At 34.3% G+C, this 23,672-nt stretch carries 20 protein-coding genes and 1 tRNA gene; all 21 read left to right on the top strand.

Features of this window, described 5'->3' with window-relative positions:
• Nucleotides 1–24 precede the first annotated feature (24 nt).
• The 21 genes from rbsK to alr all read left to right on the top strand — a co-directional run bounded on the left by rbsK (nt 25) and on the right by alr (nt 23,650).
• Nucleotides 25–915: a ribokinase gene (rbsK, locus tag HMPREF9083_RS01350; protein ID WP_035062549.1), complete on the top strand. Its 891-nt coding sequence runs from the start codon at nt 25–27 to the stop codon at nt 913–915.
• The gene (gene rbsD / locus HMPREF9083_RS01345) at nt 903–1,307 is read left to right on the top strand and encodes a D-ribose pyranase (RefSeq protein ID WP_007555580.1); all 405 of its coding nucleotides are present in this window, start codon (nt 903–905) and stop codon (nt 1,305–1,307) included. Before rbsK ends, rbsD begins: the two co-directional genes overlap by 13 nt.
• Nucleotides 1,308–1,343: 36 nt before the next feature.
• The gene (locus HMPREF9083_RS01340; RefSeq protein WP_007555579.1) at nt 1,344–2,822 is read left to right on the top strand and encodes a sugar ABC transporter ATP-binding protein; all 1,479 of its coding nucleotides are present in this window, start codon (nt 1,344–1,346) and stop codon (nt 2,820–2,822) included.
• A gap of 1 nt (nt 2,823) precedes the next feature.
• Nucleotides 2,824–3,762 carry an ABC transporter permease subunit gene (locus HMPREF9083_RS01335; protein ID WP_007555232.1) on the top strand — a complete coding sequence of 313 codons (939 nt, stop codon included), beginning with the start codon at nt 2,824–2,826 and terminating at the stop codon, nt 3,760–3,762.
• An 11-nt stretch (nt 3,763–3,773) separates the two neighbouring features.
• Complete coding sequence (gene rbsB / locus HMPREF9083_RS01330; RefSeq protein WP_007555577.1) at nt 3,774–4,682, top strand: ribose ABC transporter substrate-binding protein RbsB; 909 nt, start codon at nt 3,774–3,776, stop codon at nt 4,680–4,682.
• A gap of 117 nt (nt 4,683–4,799) precedes the next feature.
• Nucleotides 4,800–5,702 carry a UDP-N-acetylmuramate dehydrogenase gene (murB, locus tag HMPREF9083_RS01325; RefSeq protein WP_007555575.1) on the top strand — a complete coding sequence of 301 codons (903 nt, stop codon included), beginning with the start codon at nt 4,800–4,802 and terminating at the stop codon, nt 5,700–5,702.
• Between the two features lie 23 nt (nt 5,703–5,725).
• Nucleotides 5,726–6,562 carry an isopentenyl transferase family protein gene (locus HMPREF9083_RS01320; RefSeq protein ID WP_007555574.1) on the top strand — a complete coding sequence of 279 codons (837 nt, stop codon included), beginning with the start codon at nt 5,726–5,728 and terminating at the stop codon, nt 6,560–6,562.
• 97 nt (nt 6,563–6,659) lie between these two features.
• Nucleotides 6,660–7,073 (top strand): DUF4418 family protein, encoded by a 414-nt coding sequence (locus HMPREF9083_RS01315; protein ID WP_007555573.1) that lies wholly within the window; start codon nt 6,660–6,662, stop codon nt 7,071–7,073.
• Nucleotides 7,070–8,272 carry an ABC transporter permease gene (locus tag HMPREF9083_RS01310; RefSeq protein ID WP_007555244.1) on the top strand — a complete coding sequence of 401 codons (1,203 nt, stop codon included), beginning with the start codon at nt 7,070–7,072 and terminating at the stop codon, nt 8,270–8,272. Before HMPREF9083_RS01315 ends, HMPREF9083_RS01310 begins: the two co-directional genes overlap by 4 nt.
• Complete coding sequence (locus HMPREF9083_RS01305) at nt 8,272–8,940, top strand: ABC transporter ATP-binding protein (RefSeq protein ID WP_007555572.1); 669 nt, start codon at nt 8,272–8,274, stop codon at nt 8,938–8,940. Before HMPREF9083_RS01310 ends, HMPREF9083_RS01305 begins: the two co-directional genes overlap by 1 nt.
• A gap of 88 nt (nt 8,941–9,028) precedes the next feature.
• The gene (miaB, locus tag HMPREF9083_RS01300) at nt 9,029–10,372 is read left to right on the top strand and encodes a tRNA (N6-isopentenyl adenosine(37)-C2)-methylthiotransferase MiaB (protein WP_007555570.1); all 1,344 of its coding nucleotides are present in this window, start codon (nt 9,029–9,031) and stop codon (nt 10,370–10,372) included.
• A gap of 29 nt (nt 10,373–10,401) precedes the next feature.
• Nucleotides 10,402–12,960, top strand: a complete 2,559-nt coding sequence (mutS, locus tag HMPREF9083_RS01295; protein ID WP_007555569.1) for a DNA mismatch repair protein MutS — start codon at nt 10,402–10,404, stop codon at nt 12,958–12,960.
• A complete protein-coding gene (mutL, locus tag HMPREF9083_RS01290) occupies nt 12,960–14,828 on the top strand; it encodes a DNA mismatch repair endonuclease MutL (protein ID WP_007555568.1) in 1,869 nt (622 codons plus the stop codon). The genes mutS and mutL overlap by 1 nt, the downstream gene beginning before the upstream one ends.
• Nucleotides 14,825–15,592 (top strand): class I SAM-dependent methyltransferase, encoded by a 768-nt coding sequence (locus tag HMPREF9083_RS01285; RefSeq protein WP_007555567.1) that lies wholly within the window; start codon nt 14,825–14,827, stop codon nt 15,590–15,592. Before mutL ends, HMPREF9083_RS01285 begins: the two co-directional genes overlap by 4 nt.
• Nucleotides 15,589–16,506, top strand: coding sequence for a tRNA (adenosine(37)-N6)-dimethylallyltransferase MiaA (gene miaA, locus HMPREF9083_RS01280; RefSeq protein ID WP_007555566.1), 918 nt, complete (start codon nt 15,589–15,591; stop codon nt 16,504–16,506). The genes HMPREF9083_RS01285 and miaA overlap by 4 nt, the downstream gene beginning before the upstream one ends.
• Nucleotides 16,507–17,739, top strand: coding sequence for a methionine gamma-lyase family protein (locus HMPREF9083_RS01275; RefSeq protein WP_007555565.1), 1,233 nt, complete (start codon nt 16,507–16,509; stop codon nt 17,737–17,739).
• Between the two features lie 30 nt (nt 17,740–17,769).
• Nucleotides 17,770–17,846, top strand: a tRNA-Val gene (locus HMPREF9083_RS01270).
• 205 nt (nt 17,847–18,051) lie between these two features.
• Nucleotides 18,052–19,488 carry an APC family permease gene (locus tag HMPREF9083_RS01265; RefSeq protein ID WP_007555272.1) on the top strand — a complete coding sequence of 479 codons (1,437 nt, stop codon included), beginning with the start codon at nt 18,052–18,054 and terminating at the stop codon, nt 19,486–19,488.
• A gap of 54 nt (nt 19,489–19,542) precedes the next feature.
• A complete protein-coding gene (gene lepA, locus HMPREF9083_RS01260; protein ID WP_007555563.1) occupies nt 19,543–21,339 on the top strand; it encodes a translation elongation factor 4 in 1,797 nt (598 codons plus the stop codon).
• The gene (gene hemW / locus HMPREF9083_RS01255) at nt 21,332–22,468 is read left to right on the top strand and encodes a radical SAM family heme chaperone HemW (RefSeq protein WP_007555562.1); all 1,137 of its coding nucleotides are present in this window, start codon (nt 21,332–21,334) and stop codon (nt 22,466–22,468) included. Before lepA ends, hemW begins: the two co-directional genes overlap by 8 nt.
• An 84-nt stretch (nt 22,469–22,552) precedes the next feature.
• Complete coding sequence (gene alr / locus HMPREF9083_RS01250) at nt 22,553–23,650, top strand: alanine racemase (RefSeq protein ID WP_007555561.1); 1,098 nt, start codon at nt 22,553–22,555, stop codon at nt 23,648–23,650.
• Nucleotides 23,651–23,672 lie beyond the last annotated feature (22 nt).

Here is a 23,672-nt window from a genome sequence, read left to right as displayed (position 1 = left end):
ATAATGATTAACTTAGGAGGTATGATGAAACATATTTCTGTTATAGGAAGTTGCAATATGGACTTGGTTGTAGAAGTCGATCGACGTCCTATGCCGGGAGAAACGGTTTTAGGTAATAAGATGGTTCTTTCACCCGGAGGAAAAGGTGCGAACCAAGCAGTTGCTGCAGCAAGACTCGGTGCAAAAGTTTACATGATAGGATGTGTAGGTAACGATGCATACGGTCAAATGCTGAAAAAAGCAATGGAAGACAGCAATGTAAATACCGATTATGTATATGTATTGGATAATGTACATACAGGTACTGCACACATAACGGTTTCAAACGGAGAAAATACTATAATTGTTATTAAAGGTGCAAATTCCGAAGTTTCACAAAAACATATAGAAGAAGCTTGGGAGACAATATCTACATCGGACATTGTTTTGTTGCAACATGAAATTTCAAAAGAAACCATAGACTATGTAATTAAACGTTGTTACGAAGAAAATATTCCGGTATTGCTTAATCCTGCACCATATATGGATGTTCCGGAAGAGTGGATAAAAAAAGTGAAATATATAACTCCGAATGAGCATGAAGCTGCACTTATGTTTAAAGGTTATACACGTAATGAAATATTGACTTCAAATAACGGAAAAGTTATTATGACCGCCGGTAAAGAAGGCGTATTTTACGGAGAAAACAATTCAATTATAAATATCTCAGGTTTTGATGTAAAAGCGGTAGATACTACAGGTGCCGGAGATACATTTAACGGAGCATTTGCAGTTGCACGAAGCGAAGGAAAAAACATGAAAGAAAGTATAAGATTTGCAAATGCCGCGGCAGCTCTTTCTGTAACTAAATTCGGAGCACAAAGCGGTATGCCTTACCGTAAAGACGTGGAGGAATTATTGAAATGCAAAAAGTAGGAATATTAAACAGTAAAATTTCAAAAGTACTTGCAGATATGGGACATACTGATAAAATTACCGTAGGAGATTGCGGACTTCCAACACCGGAAGGTATTTCCAAGATAGATTTGGCATTAAAACTTGGAGAACCTAAGTTTATTGATGTAGTATCTGAAATAGCTAAATACATGGAAATAGAAAAAGTTTATGTAGCAAGTGAAATAAAAACAAAAAATTCGGATCAGTGGAATGCGTTGCGCAAACTATTTCCTGAAAATAAATATAAATGGATTATATTAAACAACCATGAAGAATTTAAGGAACTTACAAAATCATCCAAAGCTATAATCAGAACGGGTGAAATAACACCGTTTTCGAATATAGTATTGGAATCTGGCGTTATATTTTAAAATTTACAATACTGTTTGAGAGGAAATATTCTGATAATGGAAATAAAAATGTCGGGTATCGGTAAATCTTTCGGTACCAATAAGGTGTTAGACGATGTAAATTTTCATCTTAAATCCGGAGAAATTCATGCCTTGATGGGTGAAAACGGTGCCGGAAAATCAACACTTATGAATATTTTGACAGGTATTCATAAAGCCGATTACGGGAAAATTTTAGTTGACGGTAAAGAAGTAGTTTTCAGTTGTAATAAAGATGCTGAAAAAGCGGGGATAGCATTTGTACATCAGGAATTGAATATTTGGCCGAACATGACTCTTTTGGAAAATTTATTTTTATCCGATTTACAGAAAAATAAATTCGGAGTTGTAGATTTCAAAAAGATGCGTAAATTGGCTGAAGAAAAATGTGCAGATATAGGAGTAAACATACCTTTGGATAAAATTGCCGAAGAATGCTCCGTAGGACAGCAGCAACTGACAGAAATAGTAAGAAGTTTGATGGTAGATGCAAAAGTTATAATTATGGATGAACCTACTGCAGCACTTACTGAAAGAGAAACTGATTGTCTTTTCAGTGTTATGTCAAAATTGAAATCTCGAGGAGTTTCTATTATCTATATTTCTCATAGAATGGAAGAAGTTTTTGTAAATTGTGACACAATTACAGTCATGCGTGACGGTAAAAATATTAATACATATGCAACAAAAGAAACACGAATGGAACAATTGGTCAGCGATATGGTAGGTCGTGTAATGTCCGAGTACTATCCCGAAAGAGTCGTAACTCCCGGTGAAGAAGTACTTAGAATTGAAAATTTAACAGGTGACTCATTTGAAAATATTTCTTTCTCGGTAAGAAAAGGAGAAATATTTGGGATTTCAGGATTAATGGGTGCCGGAAGAACTGAAATAGTTCGAGCAATTTTCGGTGTAGACTCACATAAAAGCGGTAAAATATTTTTGAACGGTAAAGAAATAAAAATAAAAAAACCTACAGATGCAATTAAAAAGGGTTTTGGATTTATAACTGAAAACAGAAAATCTGAAGGACTTATATTGGACTTTTCAATTCTTAGAAATATTGCGTTGCCGAGTGAAAAAGAATTATCGAAATATGAGTATATAAATAAAAAAGATGAATATAATTTTTCTAAAACTTTGTCAGATAAACTCGGTGTAAAAACGGAAGATATAAAACTTCCGGCAGCTTCTCTTTCCGGTGGAAATCAGCAAAAAGTGGTTATTGCAAAATGGGTAGGGAGAAAACCTTCAATTTTGATTTTGGACGAGCCGACAAGAGGTATTGATATAGGTGCAAAAAAAGATATATATGATTTGATGAACGAATTGACATCTCAAGGCGTTACTATTATTATGGTATCTTCCGAGTTGCCTGAAATTATAGGCATGAGTGATCGTATTATGGTTGTTCATGAAGGTAGAATGGCAGGAATTTTAAATCGTGAAGAGGCCGATCAAAAACGAATTATGACTATGGCAACCGGAGGAGAGTAACATGAATTCAACCAAATTTAAATCATGGATTAAAGAAATGGGACCTTTGATAGGTTTAGTAATTTTATTTATCGTAATAGCTATATTGAATGACAGTTTTATAGACCCTTCAAACTTGAAAAATTTGGCAAGACAAGTATCTATAAACGCATTAATTGCTTTCGGTATGACATTTGTAATTCTTACCGGAGGAATTGATTTGTCTGTCGGAAGTATATTGGCATTATCAAGTGCTTTGATGGCAAGTATGATTGCTTCGGGCACAAATCCTCAAATGGCGATAATATACAGTGCGATAATAGGTACGATTTTGGGAATTATAAACGGAATTATAGTTTCATATGGAAAAGTAGCACCTTTTATAGCTACTTTAGCGACAATGACAATCTATAGAGGAAGTACATTAGTGTACACTAATGGTAACCCTATAAGCGGACTTACAAATGATCCTGTTTTTACTGCATTCGGACAAGGTTTCTTACTGGAGGTTCCGGTACCGGCAATAGTGATGATTATTGCATTTTTGATACTTTTATTTGTTTTGAATAAGACACCTTTAGGACGTCAAACCTATGCAGTCGGAGGTAATGAAAAGGTATCATTCATATCAGGTATAAAAATTGACAAGATAAAAATTTTTGCTTATGCTTTGACAGGATGCTTGTGTGCAATTGCAGGTGCAATCCTTACGGCACGTTTGAACTCCGCTCAACCTACCGCCGGGATGGGGTATGAACTTGATGCTATAGCTGCAGTTGTTTTAGGAGGTACAAGTTTATCCGGAGGAAAAGGTAAAATATCAGGAACGTTAATCGGTGCTTTAATCATAGGGACATTGAACAACGGATTGAATATTTTGAACGTTTCCAGCTTTTACCAGCAAGTTGTGAAAGGGATTGTAATTTTGCTGGCAGTTATTATGGATCGCAAGAAGTTATAAGGAGGTATTTCATGTTAAAGAAAGTAGCATTGGCGTGTATGATTGGTGCGGCACTCGTTTCTGTAGCGGGGTGCGGATCTTCAGATAAGAAAGATGCAGCAACTTCAGACAAAAAAATAACGGTTGGATTTTCTGTTTCGACACAGAATAACCCGTTCTTCGTTACTATGGCAAACAGCGTAAAGGTAGAAGCCGACAAATTGGGAATCAATGTAAAAATTGTTGACGCACAGAATGACTCAGCAAAACAGGCAAACGATGTTGCGGACTTAATTCAAAGTAAAGTAGATGTATTGATTGTAAATCCGGTAGATTCTGCAGCAATCTCAAACTCCGTTATTGCAGCAAATCAAGCAAAAATTCCGGTTATTACAATTGACCGTTCTTCCGATAAAGGTGATGTAGCTGTACATATTGCTTCCAACAATGTAAAGGGTGGAGAAATGGCAGCTCAATACATTATTGATAAATTAGGGGAACAAACACCGGTTGCAGAACTGGAAGGTATTCCGGGCGCATCTGCTGCACGTGAACGTGGACAAGGCTTCCATAATTTGGCAGATTCCAAACTTAAAGTTTTAGCTAAACAAAGTGCAGATTTCGATAGAGGTAAAGGCTTGACAGTTGCAGAAAACATTTTGCAGGCAAATCCTGATATTAAAGCTATCTTTGCACAAAACGATGAAATGGCATTGGGTGCAATAGGTGCTGCAAAGAGTGCAAACAAGCAAATTTTAATTGTCGGATTTGATGGAACAGATGACGGATTGGCAGCTATTAAGAGCGGTGATATGGCAGCAACAATAGCACAGCAACCTGACAAGATGGGTGAAGTCGGTATCGACACTGCAGTTAAACTTGCTAAAGGTGAAAACGTAGAAAAGAATATTGCGGTTGAATTAAAATTAATTGAAAAATAAAAATAAAAATTAAAGAGGGGATAAACCCCCTCTTTTTTTATGAAAACGTGATAAAATAATTATTGATAATAAATACAATTTGTATATTATGACAATTTATTATTGAAAGCGGTATATATGAATTATTACGAAATTTTTTCAAACATTTTAAGTGAAAATCAAATAAAATTAAATGAACCTATGAGTAAGCATACGACTTTTGGTATAGGCGGAATTGCAGATTGTTTTGTACAACCCGAAACCGTATCTCAATTACAGCAAGTTGTAAAAATCTTAAAAAAATATAACTCGCCTATTTTTATTTTAGGTGGTGGAGCAAATCTTCTTGTGCGTGATAAAGGTATAAGAGGAGTTGTAATCTCAACCGTCGGACTGAAGAATATTGAATGCAAAGGAAATAAAATAAGTGTAAACAGCGGAGTCAGTATTGCTAAAGTTGCACACTTTGCCGCTAAAAACGGACTTTCAGGGATGGAAGAATTAAGCGGTATTCCCGGAAGCATAGGTGGTGGAGTTTTTATGAATGCAGGTGCCTATGGAGGAGAAATGTCGCATATAGTAGAAAATGTTACTACATGTGATTTTGACGGAAATTTAAAAGAATACAGTAATTTTGAAATAGATTACAATTACAGACATAGTGTGTTTATGGATAACGGCGACATTATAGTAAATGTTACACTTACTTTAAAAAACGGAAATATAAATGAAATAAAACAAAAAATAAATGAATATAACAGCAGGCGCCGTGAAAAACAACCTTTGGACAAAAGAAGTGCCGGAAGTACATTTAAAAGACCGAAAGGACATTTTGTAGGAAAAATGATTGAAGAATTAGGATTAAAAGGTTTTTCAGTCGGAGATGCAAAAGTAAGTACAAAGCATGCCGGATTTTTAATTAATGACGGAAATGCAAGCTGTGAAGATATGTTGGCGCTTATCGGTGAAATACAAAGACGTGTAAAAGAAACTTACAAAGTTGATTTGTACACTGAAGTTCAAGTTATAGGAGAAGCATAGTAGTAAATGAAACAGGAGCGAATATGGATGTTATAGCTTTTGTCGGTCCTCCGGGAACAGGTAAAAGTGATCGGGCGATTGCAGTTGCACATAAAAACAAAGCGGAATGTATTATTGATGACGGAATACTGATATATGACAATCGTATTGTTGCAGGTAAATCGGCGAAAAAAGAAGAAAGCAGATTGAAAGCTGTACGGCGTGCGATATTTTTAGATGAAAATCAAGTTGAAGATGTAAAAAAATCTTTGGCTAAAATTAATCCTGCACGTATTTTGATTTTGGGAACATCCGAACGTATGATTATCAAAATAACGGAACAATTAAATTTACAAAAACCGTTTAAATACATACATATAGAAGATGTAGCAAGACCTGAAGAAATAAAAAAAGCGAATGAAGCAAGATATAAAGAAGGGAAACACGTAATTCCGGTTCCTACGGTAGAATTGAAACCTTATTTCAGAGGATACTTGGTTTATCCGTTAAGATTTTTCAGAAACAGAAACAAGAGTAATTCACCGCGTGTAAAAAATGAAGAAAGATCCGTTGTACGTCCTGTATTCAGCTATTACGGGAAATTAAGTTTTTCGGATAGAGTAATAGAAAAACTTGTAAAATATTCCGTACAAGACATTCCGTACTTGGTAATAAACAAAGTTGACAGTAAAAAGAGCAGAGAACAAATCAATGGACTTGTTTTGCGACTTGAAATTGAAATGCATAAAAAAAATCCTGACGAAATGAAAAAAATTGTTCATAAAATGAGGGATAATATTCAGAAAGAAATTGAGTATACAACAGGAATGTCCCTTGAAACGGTTAAGTTGAATATAATAACAAATGTAAGCAAGGCATAAGATTACATGCCTTGTTTTTATTTGACTTTTATAAAGAACCTGTTTATATTTTTATATGGAGTATTATTATTTTATATTATTAATTTAAGGAGTCTTTATGATTAAATATATATTCAGTCTTATTATGGCAATTGCAAGTTTGATTCTTGCAATAGGAGTAAAAACTTTTGCATCTGTTTGCCCTGCGATGCCTAACGGACGTTTTATGACGTGTCATTGGGCAGGTGAAGTAGTATTCGGATTAGGAGTATTACTGTTGATATTATCTATAATACATTTTATTTCTAAAAAAATTGAAATGAAACAAGGCATTTCAATTGCAATTTTTTTAAATTCCATTTTTACAATGCTGGTATCGGGGAATATTGTACCTCTTTGTATGAAGACAACAATGCGTTGTCATATGGTTATGAAACCGTTTGTAATGGTAGTAGCCGGAATTATTGCAGTAGTTGCAATTGTCGATTTTTTTATGCGTAGAAAATGTTTAAAGAAAGAAAATTGTAAATGAGTTACACTAATCTTCCTATAAAGAATTTAAAATCCGCACCGTTAAAAACGGCAGCCATGATTTTTTTGACTTTTCTTTTGGCTTTTTGTGTGTTTACAGGTTCGATCGTTATAATGAGCCTTCAAAACGGAATTGAAAGACTTGAAGATCGGTTGGGTGCAGATATCGTTGTTATACCTAATTCGGCAAAAAGAAAAATTGATCCTCAATTTATGCTTTTGAACGGTACACCGGGATATTTTTATATGCCTAAACAGAATTTTGACATGATAAAGCATATAGAGGGTATTGATAAAATATCTTCACAGACATTTTTAGCATCGCTAAGTGCATCCTGTTGTTCCGTACCTGTACAAATAATAGGATTTGATCCTCAAACAGATTTTATAATTCAGCCGTGGATAAAGAAAAGTTACGGAAAGCCTTTAGGATATGGAGATGTTGTTGTGGGCTCTTCGGTAAATGCAACTGTAGGAGATACAATACAGTTTTACAATAAACAATGTAAAATTGTAGCCAAACTTGAAGCGACAGGCACCGGATTCGATACCGCGGTATATACAAATTCGGAAACAATAAATATGTTGATAGATTCGTCTATAAAGATGGGACTTAATCCTGTTTTTCAAGGTAAAGCGGAAGATGTTATTTCATCCATATATATAAAGGTTAAAAAAGGTTATGATATAACTAAAGTTTCAAACGATATAAATTTGCGAGTACGCAAAGTAAAAGCAATTCCGGCAAAAAGTATGCTTTCTGGAATTGCAGGAAGTTTATCTGCAGTTTCAAAAAGTATCAAATTTTTGACTTATGCGGTTTGGTTTATGGTATTTATCATATTGATAATTGCATTTTCTTTACCTATAGGATCGCGTAAAAAGGAATTTGCAGTACTTCGTATGCTTGGTATATCAAGACGAAATTTGGCACAAATAATTATGAAAGAATCTGCCGTTATCAGTATTATAGGAGCGATTTCCGGCATTGCGGCAGGATATATTTTTGTAATACCTTTCAGCGGTTTGATAGAATCCTCATTGAACTTGCCGTTTTTGATTCCTGACTTTGCGATGATAGGTAGTTTATCAATACTGACATTTATTACCGTACTTGCAGTAGGAGTACTTGCTTCTGCATATTCTGCCTTTCGTTTGAGCCGTGTTGATACCGCTTCAATATTGAGAGGTGGAAACTGATGAAAATAACCGCAAATATGATTACAAAACAGTATAATTTAAATAATTCAAACAAAAGAATTTTTGAGGCTATATCTGCAATAAATTTTTCTGTAAATTCAGGTGAATTGGTAGTAATCACAGGAAGAAGCGGAAGCGGAAAATCAACGTTGCTTAACATAATGGCAGGATTGCTTAAACCTACTTCCGGAACTGTTCTTGCAGATCAAAGTGATATATACGGATTTACTGATAAAGAATTAAGTGATTTTCGTCATCATCATATGGGAATAATTCCACAAACCGAAGCTGCAATTTACAGTTTGAATGTAGAAGAAAATATAAAATTTTATATTTCAGAAAAAGAAAAAAATATAAATCAAAAATGTGATGATTTGTTGGAAGAATTGGGTATTTCAAACTTGAAAAAAGCATATCCGACCGAATTGTCGGGAGGAGAATTGCATCGTATGTCCGTTGCACGTGCTTTAGCTCGTTCACCCGAAATATTGTTTGCGGATGAACCGACATCCGATTTGGACAGTGAAAATGTAAAAATTGCTATAAATCTTTTACGAAAAAGTGCAGATGAAGGTGCAGCGGTATTGGTTGTAACACATGAATCTGATTTTATACCATATGCAGATAAACACTATATTATGGAAAAAGGTCACATTTCAAAAGCATGATAAAAATGCGGTACATTGTATCGCATTTTTATTTGTTTTGAGTGTATTCATGATATAATGAAAAGAAGTCAAAATTTCGGAGGATATTGTGGAAAGCATAAAGTTTACAGGGAAAAAATATTATACGATAACATATGGTTGTCAAATGAATGAATCTGATACCGAAAGAATTAACGGTCAATTGGAAGCATTGGGATATACGCCTGCAAATGTAATGGATGAGGCGGATATTGTAATTTTAAATACATGCAGCATAAGACAAAACGCTGAAGAAAAAGTCTACGGGAAAATAGGCGAAGTAAAAAAACTTAAAGAGAAAAAAGACGGTGTTCTTTTAGGTATTGCAGGATGTATGGCACAAGAAAGTAAAAAGAAGCTCATAGAACGCATGCCTATAATAGATTTCGTAATAGGGCCGTATCATATACATGATTTAAAAGATATCGTTACTGCAAGAAATGCTGAAGGTGCGCATGTTGTTTTAACTAAAATGAATCCTCAGCGAGTAAAAGATTACAGCGAATTGACAGCATCAAGAAAGAGTAATATTTTTGCATGGGTTCCTATTATGCAAGGATGTAATAAATTTTGTACATATTGTATAGTTCCTTATGTACGTGGAAGAGAAACGAGCAGACCGATAAGTGACGTGTTGAAAGAAGTAAAACAATTAGCAAAAGACGGATATAAAGAAATCACGTTGTTGGGGCAAAATGTAAATTCTTACGGACTTGATTTCAGAAACGGAACAGATTTCAGTGATTTGATAAAAGCATTGGATACGGTTGACGGTATAGAAAGAATAAGATACATGACATCGCACCCTCGTGATATGACATTTGAAATGGTAGATGCGATTGCCGAATCTCCTAAGGTTGTAACGCAAATGCACTTACCCGTTCAACATGGATCAAATGAAATGCTGAAGAAAATGAATAGAGGCTACACAATAGAGCATTATTTTGAATTATTCGACTATGTCAAGAAAAAAATTCCGGATGTGGTAGTTACAACGGATTTAATAACAGGATTTCCGGGAGAAACCGAAGAGATGCATAAAGAAACTCTTGAGATATTAAAAAGAGCACGTTTCGATTCGGCATATACATTTATTTACTCACCGCGTAAAGGTACTCCCGCTGCACGCATGACGGATACGGTACCGTCCGACATTCAGCATAGAAGACTGAATGAAATAATGGAATTACAGAACAAAATAAGTTTGGAAATAAATAAAGAAATGGAAGGAAAAACATTCCAAGTAATTGTTGAAGGACCGACAAAACAAAATAAAGATAATTGGTTCGGAAGAACATCCGGAAACAAGATGATTATGTTTCCATACAGAGAAGGTTTGAAAATAGGGCAAACATTAGACGTTACAGTAGAAACTGCACAAACATGGATACTGAAAGGGAAAGAAAAAATATAGTTATATAGTTTTAAGGCGGTAGATATCAGATGGCAAAAACTCCTTTGATGGCGCAATATCAAAGTATAAAAGATAAATATGAAGATTCGCTTTTGTTTTATCGTTTAGGCGATTTTTATGAATTGTTTTATGATGATGCAAAAGTCGTTTCGCATGAATTGGAATTGACACTTACCGGAAAAAGTGCCGGAAAAGAAGGTAGAGTTCCGATGTGCGGGGTTCCGTATCATGCTGCTGAAAATTATATCTATCGCTTAATTCAAAAAGGCTATAAAGTGGCGGTGTGTGAACAACTGGAAGAACCGAAAAAAGCAAAAGGTTTGGTAAAACGTGACGTTATACGAGTTATAACGCCCGGAACAATATTATTTGAAAATGCAATTGCAGATAAATCAAATAATTACTTAATGTATATATACGAAGAACAAGGTGAAATAGTATTGATTTTATCCGACATATCTACAGGTGAATGCAGTTGGGGGATATGGAACGCAAAAAAAGAATTATATGATATGTTCGATATGATATCTATTTATCAACCTTCGGAAACTCTATGTACAATTTCTGATGAATTATATGAAAAAACAGATTATTTTTTTACATCATCTGTAGGCGGATGTCTTTTGGTGCGTAAAGAGTATACAGATGAAGTAAAAGAAAATGATGTAATATATTCGGACAATAAAAAAGTGCAAAAAGCATTTCTTCTTTTAGTTGAATATTTAAAAGATGTAATGAAATCGGATTCCGTAAAATTTCATAACATTTATAAATTACGAGAAGATCATGTACTGCACTTATCTGAAAAAACTATAAGAAATTTAGAAATAACGAAAAACATGCGAGACGGAGGTAGAAAAGGTACATTACTCGAACTCTTGGACTATACTTCAACCGCCATGGGAGGACGTTTGCTGAAAAAATGGCTTGAACAACCTCTTACGGATGTAAATCGTATAATTTTAAGACAAAACGGAATTGAAGAATTACGTACACATGCTACCGAATTACAAAAACTCGAATCATTATTTTCAAGCATATTTGATTTTGAACGTATTCTGGCACGTATTGAAGCAAATACCACATCACCGAAAGATTTATTGTCACTTAAAGCGACATTAAAAGAAATTCCGGAGATAAAAAAAGTTCTGTCAGGTGCATCATCGGTTATTCTTAAAAATATAAACAGTAATATAAAAACACATAAATTCGTATATGAACTGTTGGATAAATCTATGAATGAAAACGGAACAGGAAGTATACGTGACGGAAAATATATAAAAAACGGATATTCAAAAGAGTTGGATGAAGTCAGATCATTGGCTGAAAACAGCAGAAAATGGATAACCGAACTTGAAAAAAGTGAAAAAGAAAAAACCGGAATAAAACTTAAAATAGGGTTTAATAATATTTTCGGATATTATTTTGAAATTACGCATGCAAATAAAATACCCATACCGGAATATTATGTAAGAAAACAGACTTTGGTAAATGCTGAAAGGTATATCACTCCTGAATTGAAGGAGTTTGAAGCTAAAGTATTGGTTGCCAAAGAAAAAATGTCCGAATTGGAATTGGAATTATATAAAGATATAAAGAAACAAATTTATCCGTACATTGCCGAAATGCAAAAAACAGCACGTACAATTGCCGGCTTGGATTGTTTATCGGGGTTGGCACGTGCGGCATTAAAAGAAAGATATATAAAACCTGTAATAGAATGTAGCAAAAATAAACATATTTCAATAAATGACGGAAGACATCCGATGGTTGAACATGCATTGAAAAATGAAATGTTTATACCCAATGATATTGAGTTGAACCATGCAAACCAAGAATTGTTAGTAATAACCGGTCCGAATATGGCAGGTAAATCTACATTTATGAGGCAAGTTGCAGTTCTTGTAATAATGGCGCAAATAGGATCGTTTATACCGGCAAAAAGTGCGGTAATAAGTCCTGTGGACAGAATTTTCACACGTGTAGGAGCAACTGACGATATTTCTACCGGACAAAGTACATTTATGGTGGAAATGCAAGAAGTTTCGCACATTCTTAAGCATGCTACGGAAAACAGCCTTGTTTTACTTGATGAAATAGGTAGAGGAACCAGCACATATGACGGAATGAGTATTGCAAAAGCGGTGGTTGAATATTTTGACAAGAACATTCACGCATACACTCTATTTGCAACTCATTACCATGAATTGTCGGATATGGCATCGACAAGTAAAAAAATCAAAAATTTTACTGTTACAGTTAAAGAAAGAGGCGAAGAAATTACATTTTTGCGCAGAATTGTTCCAGGTTGTGCCGACAGAAGTTATGGTATTCATGTTGCAAGGCTTGCAGGTTTACCTGAAAGTTTGTTGAAACAAGCATCTGCAATATTGGATAATTTGGAATCGCAAGACAATAAATCATCAAATAAGAAAATTATGGAAAAAGTTGAAAATACATCGGAAGAAAATTTATTTACATCTTCGATAATAAATGAATTATCTACATTGGATGTGATGAGCAAAACTCCGTTGGAAGCTATGGAAATTCTTTTCAGATTAAGCAAAGAAGCGAAAGGCGGAAATTGATGGCATTAATACATTTATTAGATGAAAAAACTATAAATCAAATAGCTGCGGGGGAAGTAGTAGAAAGACCGGTAAATGCCGTAAAAGAAATGGTAGAAAATTCCATAGATGCAAATGCATCCGAAATTGAGGTGGAAATAGCTGATGGAGGAATAACATATATTCGTGTAACGGACAACGGTAGCGGAATGGATAAAGAAGACGCTGAAATGTCAATAATAAGACATGCAACAAGTAAAATTTCCACCGTAGACAATATATTTCATATTTCATCATTGGGATTTAGAGGAGAAGCACTTGCCAGTATAGCTGCAGTATCTAAATGTACATTGACTACAAGACAAAAAGATAATTCGGAAGGAGTACAATTAGATATTGAAAGCGGAAAAATTACGGATTCAAAAATTGTAGGAGCACCCGTAGGGACAACAATAGAAGTAAGAGAATTATTTTATAATGTACCTGCGCGGAAAAAATTTTTAAAAACTGAAAGAACAGAAGCCGGACGAATAAATACAATTATAGGTAAAATGGCTTTGTCACATCCGACTATAGCATTCAGATTGATTAATAACGGAAGGGTAGTTATAGAAACTCCCGGTAACGGAAGACTGCTGGATGCGGTTACATCTTTGTATGGCATAGACGTATCGAATGAAATGTTTACTGTAGAACATAGTTCAGCTATGTATTTTTTAGACGGAATGATATCAAAACCGTCACTTTTGAAAAGCAGCAGACAATATCAAACGATTATCGTAAATCATAGAATTGTAGAATCACCTTTGATATCCAAAGCAATTGATAATGCATATCATTCATTACTTCCGAAAACTGGTTATCCTGTATGTATTATTAAACTTACAGTTCCTCCGGAAAGTATAGATATAAATGTTCATCCTCAAAAAAGAGAAATTAAATTTGAAAATGAAAAAGAAATTTTCAGATTGGTATATCATGCTGTATTGAAAACATTAACTGCACAATCTGAAGCGACTGAAATTGCTACAGAAATAACGTATGTACCTAAACATGAATCGGTTGATGAAAAAGATATAAACACAAAAAAAATTGAAAATAATTATTATTCGACAAAAAAAGGAAATGATTTTGTAAATTTGTATTGGAAAGATGCAACCGATACATATAATAATAAAACACAAGATAATCATTGTGAGGAAAAAAATGAATACAATCCGGAAAATGATTTAAAAAATATATATTCCGAAAATTCAATACTGGAAAATTTTCAAAATAATGAAAAACAGTCCGAAAGATTATTTGAAGATATAAAAAAAGAAGAACTTGTTATTCCTTTAGGACAAGTTGCAAATTGTTTTATTATTTGTGTAAAAGGAAAAGAATTATTTATTATAGATCAGCATGCCGCACATGAACGTGTAAGGTATGATAAATTGGCGGAACATGCAGAAAGTATTCCGGTTCAAAATATACTTATTCCTCACTTAATTACAATGGATAAACAGGATATTGAACTATTTGAAGAAAGAAGAAAAGATATAGAAAGATTGGGGATAATATTTGAACAGGCAGGAATTGATGTAATTCGTATAACGGGAGCACCGGAAGATTTTTCAGAAAGTGATATGGAAAGGGTTATACACGATTTGCTTATAGCATTTAATTCACAATCCGAACCGTCACCGGAAACGCTAAGACATAGAATGATGGCATATGCCGCATGCAGAGGTGCAATTAAAGCCGGAGACGTTCTCAATATAAGACAAATGAAAGAATTGATAAGTGATTTGTTTATGACATCACGTCCGTTTGTATGTCCGCACGGTAGACCTACAATTATAAAATTTACACCGGAAGAATTGGGGAAACTTTTCAAGAGAACATGATTGGAATAACTACAATACCGAAACCTGCAGAACAAAATATTGCCCAAGCAAGAGAAATTGCCGAAAAATTTTCCATACCTTTTTTTGAAAGAAAAGAAAGTTGTAAAAAATGTATGGAAGAGAATAATTTGGACGGACTTATAGTTTGCGGAAAAGAACTTTTTCTGAAAACGAAAGACGGAGAATATAAATTTCATTTGGGAATGGCCAAACTCAGATTGTTGCAATTGAAAAGAGGTAGTGTTGACAGACTTTGCAAATTAATACCTGAATCTGTAAATACATTTTTAGATTGTACTTTCGGTCAAGGCAATGATTCTATAGTTGTTTCCGGATTTTTAGGGGAAAAAAGCAGAATAATTTCTTTGGAAAAAAGCAAAGCTTTGTATATTATAGGTAAATACGGCATCAAAAAAATTTCTGAAACAGATGAATATCAAGATATATTAAAAAGAATTGAATTGAAAAATGAAGATTTTTTTACCTATTTGAAAAAAGCTGAAAGTAAAAGTATTGATGTAGTATATTTTGATACAATGTTTAAGCATCCGGTAAAATCTGAAAAAAATCATAGAGAAGCTTTCAGAAAATGTGCATGTTATGATAAATTGACGAAAGAAATTTTGGATGAATCTATACGAGTAGCAAAAAAACGGGTAATTATAAAAGAAAGACCGTTTTCAATTATTTTCAGAAAATATAATTTTTCATATATAGATACTAAAAAAGGACAATCAGTTGCGTATGGAGTGATTGAAACGTGAAAAAACTTAAATTAATCACAATCCTCGGTCCGACTGCTTCGGGTAAATCGGAATTGGGGATTTATTTGGCAAAAGAATATGGTAGCTCCATAATATCCGGAGATGCCTTTCAAGTTTATAAAGGTTTGGATATAGGTACTGCAAAAGTCACAAAAGAAGAATCATGCGGAATAAAACATTACCTTGTTGATTGCATGGATGTAGATGAGCCGTATTCTGCCGCAAAATTTAAACAATATGCCGAAAAATATATAAAAGAAGAAAATGAAAACGGTAGAATACCTATTCTTGTAGGTGGAACGGGACTTTATATACAAGGGCTTTTAGAAGGATATGATTTCAGACCTGAAGTAGAAAGCACGAAAAAATGGAAAAAAATTTATGAACAAGAAGGTGAAAAACCGTTAATTGAAGAAATAAAGAAATATAATTCAAATATAAAAATTCCGAAAGATAAACATAGACTTATAAGACTGTTGGAACTTTTGGAAAACGGAGTAAATAAAACTGTTGCCGGAAAATCCGATGAAATTCTTTATGACGGACCGGTGATAGGTATAGAAACCGAAAGAAACGTTTTGTATAGTAAAATAAACCTTCGTGTTCAGAAAATGATTGAAAAAGGATTGAAAAAAGAAGTTGAAAATTTAATAAATGAAGGTGTATCGACTGATTGCCAAGCTTTTAAAGCTATAGGGTACAAGGAAATGGTGTCTGCAATTAAAGGTGAAATATCTTTAGAAGACGGAATTTCTTTAATAATGAAAAATACCAGGCATTTTGCAAAACGTCAGATAACATGGTATAAAAGAATGCCTTATATACATTGGACACGACAAGGTAATAAATCTAAAGATGATTGGTATGAAGGCATAAAAAAATATGTAAATTCAACATTAAAAGAGGCAAATTAAATGAATGAACAGTTGGAAAAAATAAAATTTGAAGCATTGAAACAATGTGAACCTGTTTTTGAAACAATGAAAGAGATTTCACTTTTCAATACTGAAAAAGTATTAAATGCATTTAGAAAGCATCGTTTATCGGCATATCACTTTGCATCTACAAACGGTTACGGATACAACGATCCGGGTCGTGAAAAGTTGGAAGAAATTTGGGCAGATGTATTTCATGCAGAAGCTGCATTGGTAAGACCGCATTTTGTTTCCGGTACACACGCACTTGCAACGGTTTTACTTGCATTGTTGAAACAAGGCGATACTTTGGTGTCGGTAATGGGGAAACCTTATGATACTATGCAAAATGTAATAGGAATAACCGGAAATGCTCCGAGAAACTTAAAAGAACGCGGAGTTTTTTATAAAGAAGCGGAATTGAATTCGGATGGCGGATATAATCCGGACGCAATAGAAAAAGCCGTTGACGAAAAAACTACATTGGTTCTTATTCAACGTTCAAGAGGATACATGAACAGAAAATCTTTATATCCTGAAGATATAAAAGATATAATTAAAATAGTAAGAAGGAAAAATCCGGATGCAATTTGTTTTGTAGATAATTGTTATGGAGAATTTACTTGCAAGGAAGAACCTATTGAATGCGGAGCGGATATTACAGCCGGTTCACTGATTAAAAATGCCGGAGGCGGACTGGCGCCTACCGGAGGATATATTTGCGGAAGAGCTGATTTAGTTGAACGTTGTGCACAAGAATTGACTGCACCGGGACTTGGAAGTGAAATGGGGTCTTATGCAGGCGGATATCGCCCGTTTTTTCAAGGGTTGTTTATGGCACCTCATATAACATGTCAAGCAGTTATGGCAGCGGAATTTGCAGGAACTGTGTTTGGAAATTTAGGGTTTAATGTAGAACCTGAGGCCGGACACTTGAGAACGGATTTGATTACCGCAATAACATTAAACAGTAAAGAAAATATGCTTTCATTCGGGGAAGCAATTCAAAGCTTGTCACCGGTAGATTCATTTGCAAGACCTATACCCGGTCCTATGCCAGGATACACCGATCAAATACTTATGGCGGCAGGAACTTTTGTACAAGGTTCAACAATAGAATTATCTGCAGACGGGCCTGTACGTCCTCCGTATGTAATGTATATGCAAGGAAGTATTACATTTGAACATGCCGTACTTGCAGTTATGGGAGCAGTAGAAAAAATACTGAAATAAAAACAAAAATAGTTTAAAATAGTAAAAAAAGGGACTGTAGCTCAGCAGGTCAGAGTGCCATGTTGACATCGTGGAGGTCATCAGTTCGAATCTGATCAGTCCCACCAAATAAAACTTATAAAAACGCATTTGATAATTTGATATGAAATCAATTATTGAAAGCGTTTTATTTTTATTTCGTCAATATTGTTTTTATATTTTATAAATTTGTAAAATATTTATCTTAAGCATATAAAAATTTATTAAATATTTTTATGCTATAATTTAAATAGATTTTCTATGTAAAAATGTATTTTAATGAAAGGAAATTTTATGGAGCCGAACGACAATAAAGAACAAAATACTGTTTCCGTAAAAAAAACTTTATCAATTTTCGATTATTTTAATATAGGATTCGGTGCAATAGTCGGAATCGGATGGGTTTTGATGGTAGGAGACTGGGTTGTATTGGGAGGCGGTCCATTTGCGGCAATAATTGCTTTCATTATTGGAGGTCTTGCATTACTTCCTGTAGGAGCCGCATTTGCAGAATTAACTACTGCGATGCCTATTTCAGGTGGTATAGTTGAGTATGTAGAACGTGCTTTCGGACAAAAAGCATCATTTGTGGCAGGTTGGTTACTTGTGTTCGGTGACGGTATAGTATGTCCATGGGAAGCACTTATAGTATCCAGTATATTGACAGAACTTGTCGCTCAATATTTTCCATGGTTGAAAAGTATAGAATTATATGAAATATTTGGAGCAAAAGTTTATTTTTGGCCTTTAATTTTCGGACTTGCTATGGCAGGATATGTGATTTTGCAAAATTTTAAAGGTTCTTCACATATGGCAAAATTACAGAAATTTTTAACACGAATGTTGTTTTTGGGAATGGCCATTGCTATGATTGTTTCATTGGTAAGAGGAGGGACACAAAACTTTTATCCTATATTCGAACATGTAGTAGGTCCGTCAACTCAAACCGGTGGAAACGATTTTTGGACAGCCATGCTTTCTGTTTTGGTTTTAACTCCCTTTTTTTACACAGGACTTGATACTATACCGGATCAAGCCGAGGAAGCTGAAGAAGGAATAAACTGGAAAAATTTCGGACGTGTAATCGGAGCTACGCTTATAGCATCTGCAATATTTTATTCAATTTGCATATATTCTTTCAGTACCATTATTAAATGGACGGAATTTATAAAAATGCCTATACCGGCACTTGCAGTTTTAAAAGATATAAATATTTACCTTTCATTTGCAATGTTGTTTATTGCCATATTGGGACCTTTGGGACCTATGAATTCTCTTTTTTCCGCAACGTCACGTATAATATTGGCTATGGGACGTAAAAAACAATTACCTTACGTATTTTCAAAATTGGATAAAAGGGGTACACCGCGTGCAGCAAATATATTGCTTGCAGTTTTGACAATATCGGGACCTTTTTTGGGATATAGAATGCTTCTTCCGCTTACTGAAGTTGCAGGATTGGCATTTATATTGCCGTGCACAATGGTAACTGCAGCTTGCTTGAAATTCAGATATGATTACCCTGAATTGAAAAGACCGTATAAAGTTCCGGGAGGTAAAATCGGAATTTGGCTGGGTGTTATTATAGGAGCAATTTTATGTGCATTGTTAATTGTACCTATGAGCCCTGTTGCACTTGATTTGAAAGAATGGATAATTTTAGGAGGATGGCTGATTTTCGGAAGTATTTTATATATAATATCAAGAAGAGAAAAAGTCGAAAGCCGATAGGCTGTAAATGAAAAGAAGTATAGAATCGGATTTATATAAAATCAGGAGAATTTAATGGATACAAAACACATCAGAAATTTTTCTATTATTGCGCATATAGATCATGGTAAATCAACTTTGGCGGATCGATTGATTGAATTGACCGGTACTGTTTCCAAACGTGAAATGGAAGCACAACTTTTAGATACTATGGCTCTTGAACGTGAACGCGGAATAACTATTAAAGAACAATCTGTAAGATTGAAATATAAATATAAAGACGGCGAGATTTATGAATTAAATTTAATAGACACACCGGGTCATGTAGATTTTAATTATGAAGTATCAAGAAGTCTGTCTGCGTGTGAAGGTGCCATATTGATTATTGATGCGACACAGGGCGTTCAAGCTCAAACACTTGCAAATTTATACTTGGCTCTTGATAACGATTTGGAAATTATTCCGGTAATAAATAAAGTGGATTTGCCGAGTGCGGATCCCGAACGTGTAAAAAATGAAGTTGAAAATCTTATAGGATTGGATATGTCGGAAGCGGTTTGCGTAAGTGCAAAAACAGGTGAAAATGTAGAAGCCGTTTTGGAACAAATTGTAGAAAAAATACCTGCTCCGAAAGATAACAGTAAAGAGCCTTTACGTTGTTTGATATTCGATTCAATATTCGACTCGTATAAAGGTGCAATTGCATACGTTCGTGTAATGGACGGAGAAGTACGTGCAGGCATGGACATATGTATGATGGCTTCAGGAAAAGCTTACAAAGTTACTGAAGTAGGATATTTTTCACCGTTTCCGAAATCGTCCGATAAATTGACATGCGGCTCTGTCGGTTATATAGCTGCAAGTATTAAAAATGTACAAGATTGTGAAGTGGGAGATACTATTACAACTGCGGTGGACGGTGCAAAAAAAGCGTTGGAAGGGTACCGTAAAGCTTTGCCGATGGTTTTCTGCGGATTATATCCGATAGAAAGTAAAGATTATGATCAACTTAAAGCGGCACTTGAAAAGCTTCAGTTAAATGATGCCGCACTGGAATATGCTCCGGAAACATCGTTGGCTTTAGGATTCGGATTCAGATGCGGATTTTTGGGACTTCTGCACATGGATGTAATACAAGAAAGATTGGAACGTGAATATAAACTTAAACTTATAACTACTGCACCGTCGGTTATTTATAATGTATATAAAACAGATGGTACGATGATAACCGTAGACAATCCTGCAGCATTGCCGCCGACAAATAAAATAGATCACATAGAAGAACCGGTTGCAAGTGTGGAAATTTTGGTACCGTCCGACATGGTAGGCGCAGTTATGGAATTGGTACAAAATCGTCGTGGTGTATTTCAGACAATGACATACTTGGATGAAACTCGTGTAGATTTATCATATAAAATTCCGCTTTCGGAAATCATTTTCGATTTTTTCGACAAATTAAAATCAAGTACCAGAGGCTATGCATCGTTAGATTATAAAATAAGCGGATATCAAGAAACTGATGCTGTAAAATTGGATATTTTGTTAAACGGAGAACTTGTAGATGCGTTGTCAGTAATTGTACACAGAAGTAATGCGGCGAGTCGTGGAAGAAATTTGGCACTTAAATTAAAAGGCATTATTCCACGTCAAATGTTTGAAGTACCTATCCAAGCGGCAATAGGTAATAAGATTATCGCACGTGAAACAATTAAAGCTTATAAGAAAGATGTTCTTGCAAAATGTTATGGGGGCGACGTTTCACGTAAGAAAAAACTGCTTGAAAAGCAAAAAGAAGGTAAAAAACGAATGAAACAAGTAGGAAGTGTAGAAATACCGCAAGAAGCATTTATGGCAGTATTGAAAGATGACTGAAGATTTGGGACTTTACTTGCATATTCCGTTTTGTAAAAGCAGATGTTCATATTGCAATTTTTATTCAATCGGAATGAAAGCGGACGATAAATTTGTTAAAGCGTTTGAAAAAGAAATTGAACTTAAAAGTTGTAAATATAAAAATAAAATTTGCGACACGATTTATTTCGGTGGAGGAACACCTTCGACTTTGTCATCAACACAAGTTGAGTCAATAATGAGAAAATTGTTTCAGCATTTCAATATATCAAAAAATGCCGAAATTACAATGGAATTAAATCCATGTGATATGACAAAAGAATATTTAGCAAGTATAAGAAAAATCGGAATCAACAGAATATCGGTAGGAATTCAAACCAATTATGATTCTTTATTATTGAAAATAGGAAGAATGCATAATGCAAAACAAGCTGAAAAAGCTATTTATCAAGCGAAAAAAGAAGGATTTTCAAATATAAGTATAGACTTGATGTACGAACTTCCGATGCAAACATCAAAAGATTTTAAAAATACATTGTTATGGGCAGTTCATTTGCCGGTAAGACATATGTCTATATACAGTTTGATAATAGAAGAAGGTACAAGATTTTCTCAACTATACAAAAAAGGATTGTTGAATAGGCCGAGTGAAGAAGCAAGTTGGGAAATGTATCAATCAATGTGTCGAATTTTACCTCATTACGGATTTGAACGTTATGAAATATCGAGTTTTGCACAAAAGGGGTATAAATCCGAACACAATATGAAATATTGGAAACTTGACGATTATTTAGGGTTGGGACCTGCGGCATGTTCTAGAATAAAACACGAAAGACTAGAAAATTTACCCGGAGTAAGATTGTATCAAAAACAGTTGCTATCAGGTGAAAATCCTCCGGAAAAAATTTATAAACTTTCCATTGAAGAAGAAATGGAAGAATTTTGCTTTCTTCAATTAAGAATGAAAGAAGGAATAAATAAAGAAAAATTTGCCGAACGATATAATAAAGATATAAAAGAGATTTATAAAGATAAAATAGAAATGCTGAAAAATAAAAAATTATTGAAAGAAAGTGAAAATCATATTTTTTTAACTGAAAAAGGATTTGCTTTCGGAAATTATGTATTTGAACAATTTCTGTTGACTTGAAGGAAACACATTGAGTGTTTCCTTTTTTATGACAATTATTGTAGAATAGTATTAATAAAAATTTGTAACGGAGGTAAAAAATTAATGCCGGTTTCCTATACAAAAATAAGTTTGAAAGCATTAAGACACAATTTAAGGCTTATTCGTTCAACTGTACCCGAAAATGTTGAATTGATGGCAATACTGAAATCAGACGGATATGGACATGGATCTATAGCCACTTTAAATATAGCGTTGGAAGAAGGATACAGTTCAGCAGCTGTAGCTCGTGTAGATGAAGGAATAAAATTAAGACAACACGGATTTAATTGCCCTATATATACATTAGGATTACCGCTTCCTTATGATATGCCTGCAGGTGTAGCAAATGATATGATTATGCCTATAGATGATACTGTGGATTTAAAAACTATGGAAGCGGTTGCGGCAGTATCAAATAAAGAAGTAAAAGTAATGTTGACTGTAGATACCGGTATGAACAGATTGGGGATACATTTAGATAAAATTCCTGAATTTTTAAAAAAACTTAAACGATACCCCCATTTGAAATTACATGGTACATTTACACACATGGCAACCGCAGATGAAAAAGATAAGACTTTTGCAATTGCGCAATTAAAAGAATTTGAAAAGGCATTGGAATTATTGCCGAAAACAAAAGATTTCAGAATTTCAGCCGCAAACAGTGCAGGAATACTTGAATTGCCTCAAAGTTTATATAATTTGGCACGTCCGGGGATTATAATGTACGGTATATATCCTTCAGGAGATATGAAGAAAAATTTGGACCTACAACCGGTAATGTCATTGATAAGTCACTGCATTCATGTGCAAACTTTAAAAAAAGGTGAAACCGTAGGATATGGAGCTACATATAAAGCGGAGCATATGATGAAAACCGCAACTATACCGATAGGATACGCAGACGGATATCCGCGTAGTCTATCTAATAAAGGATACGTATTAATCGGAGGTAAAAAGAGACCGATAGTCGGACGTATTTGTATGGATCAACTTATGGTAGCTGTAGATGATACAGTCAGAACCGGAGACCAAGTGGTATTAATAGGCGAACAAGGAAATGAAAAAATTACAATTGAAGAAGTTGCAGAATTGGCAGAAACCATACCTTATGAATTGATGTGTATATTTAAGCGTATAATAAGAGTTTACGAAACATAAAAAACACACTCGTTATGATATA

Origin of the sequence: Dialister micraerophilus DSM 19965, assembly GCF_000194985.1 — a bacterium.
Classification (GTDB): Bacteria; Bacillota; Negativicutes; order Veillonellales; family Dialisteraceae; genus Dialister; species Dialister micraerophilus.
Note: the sequence above shows the minus strand (reverse complement) of the source record. Positions and strands in the feature narration are given on the sequence as shown.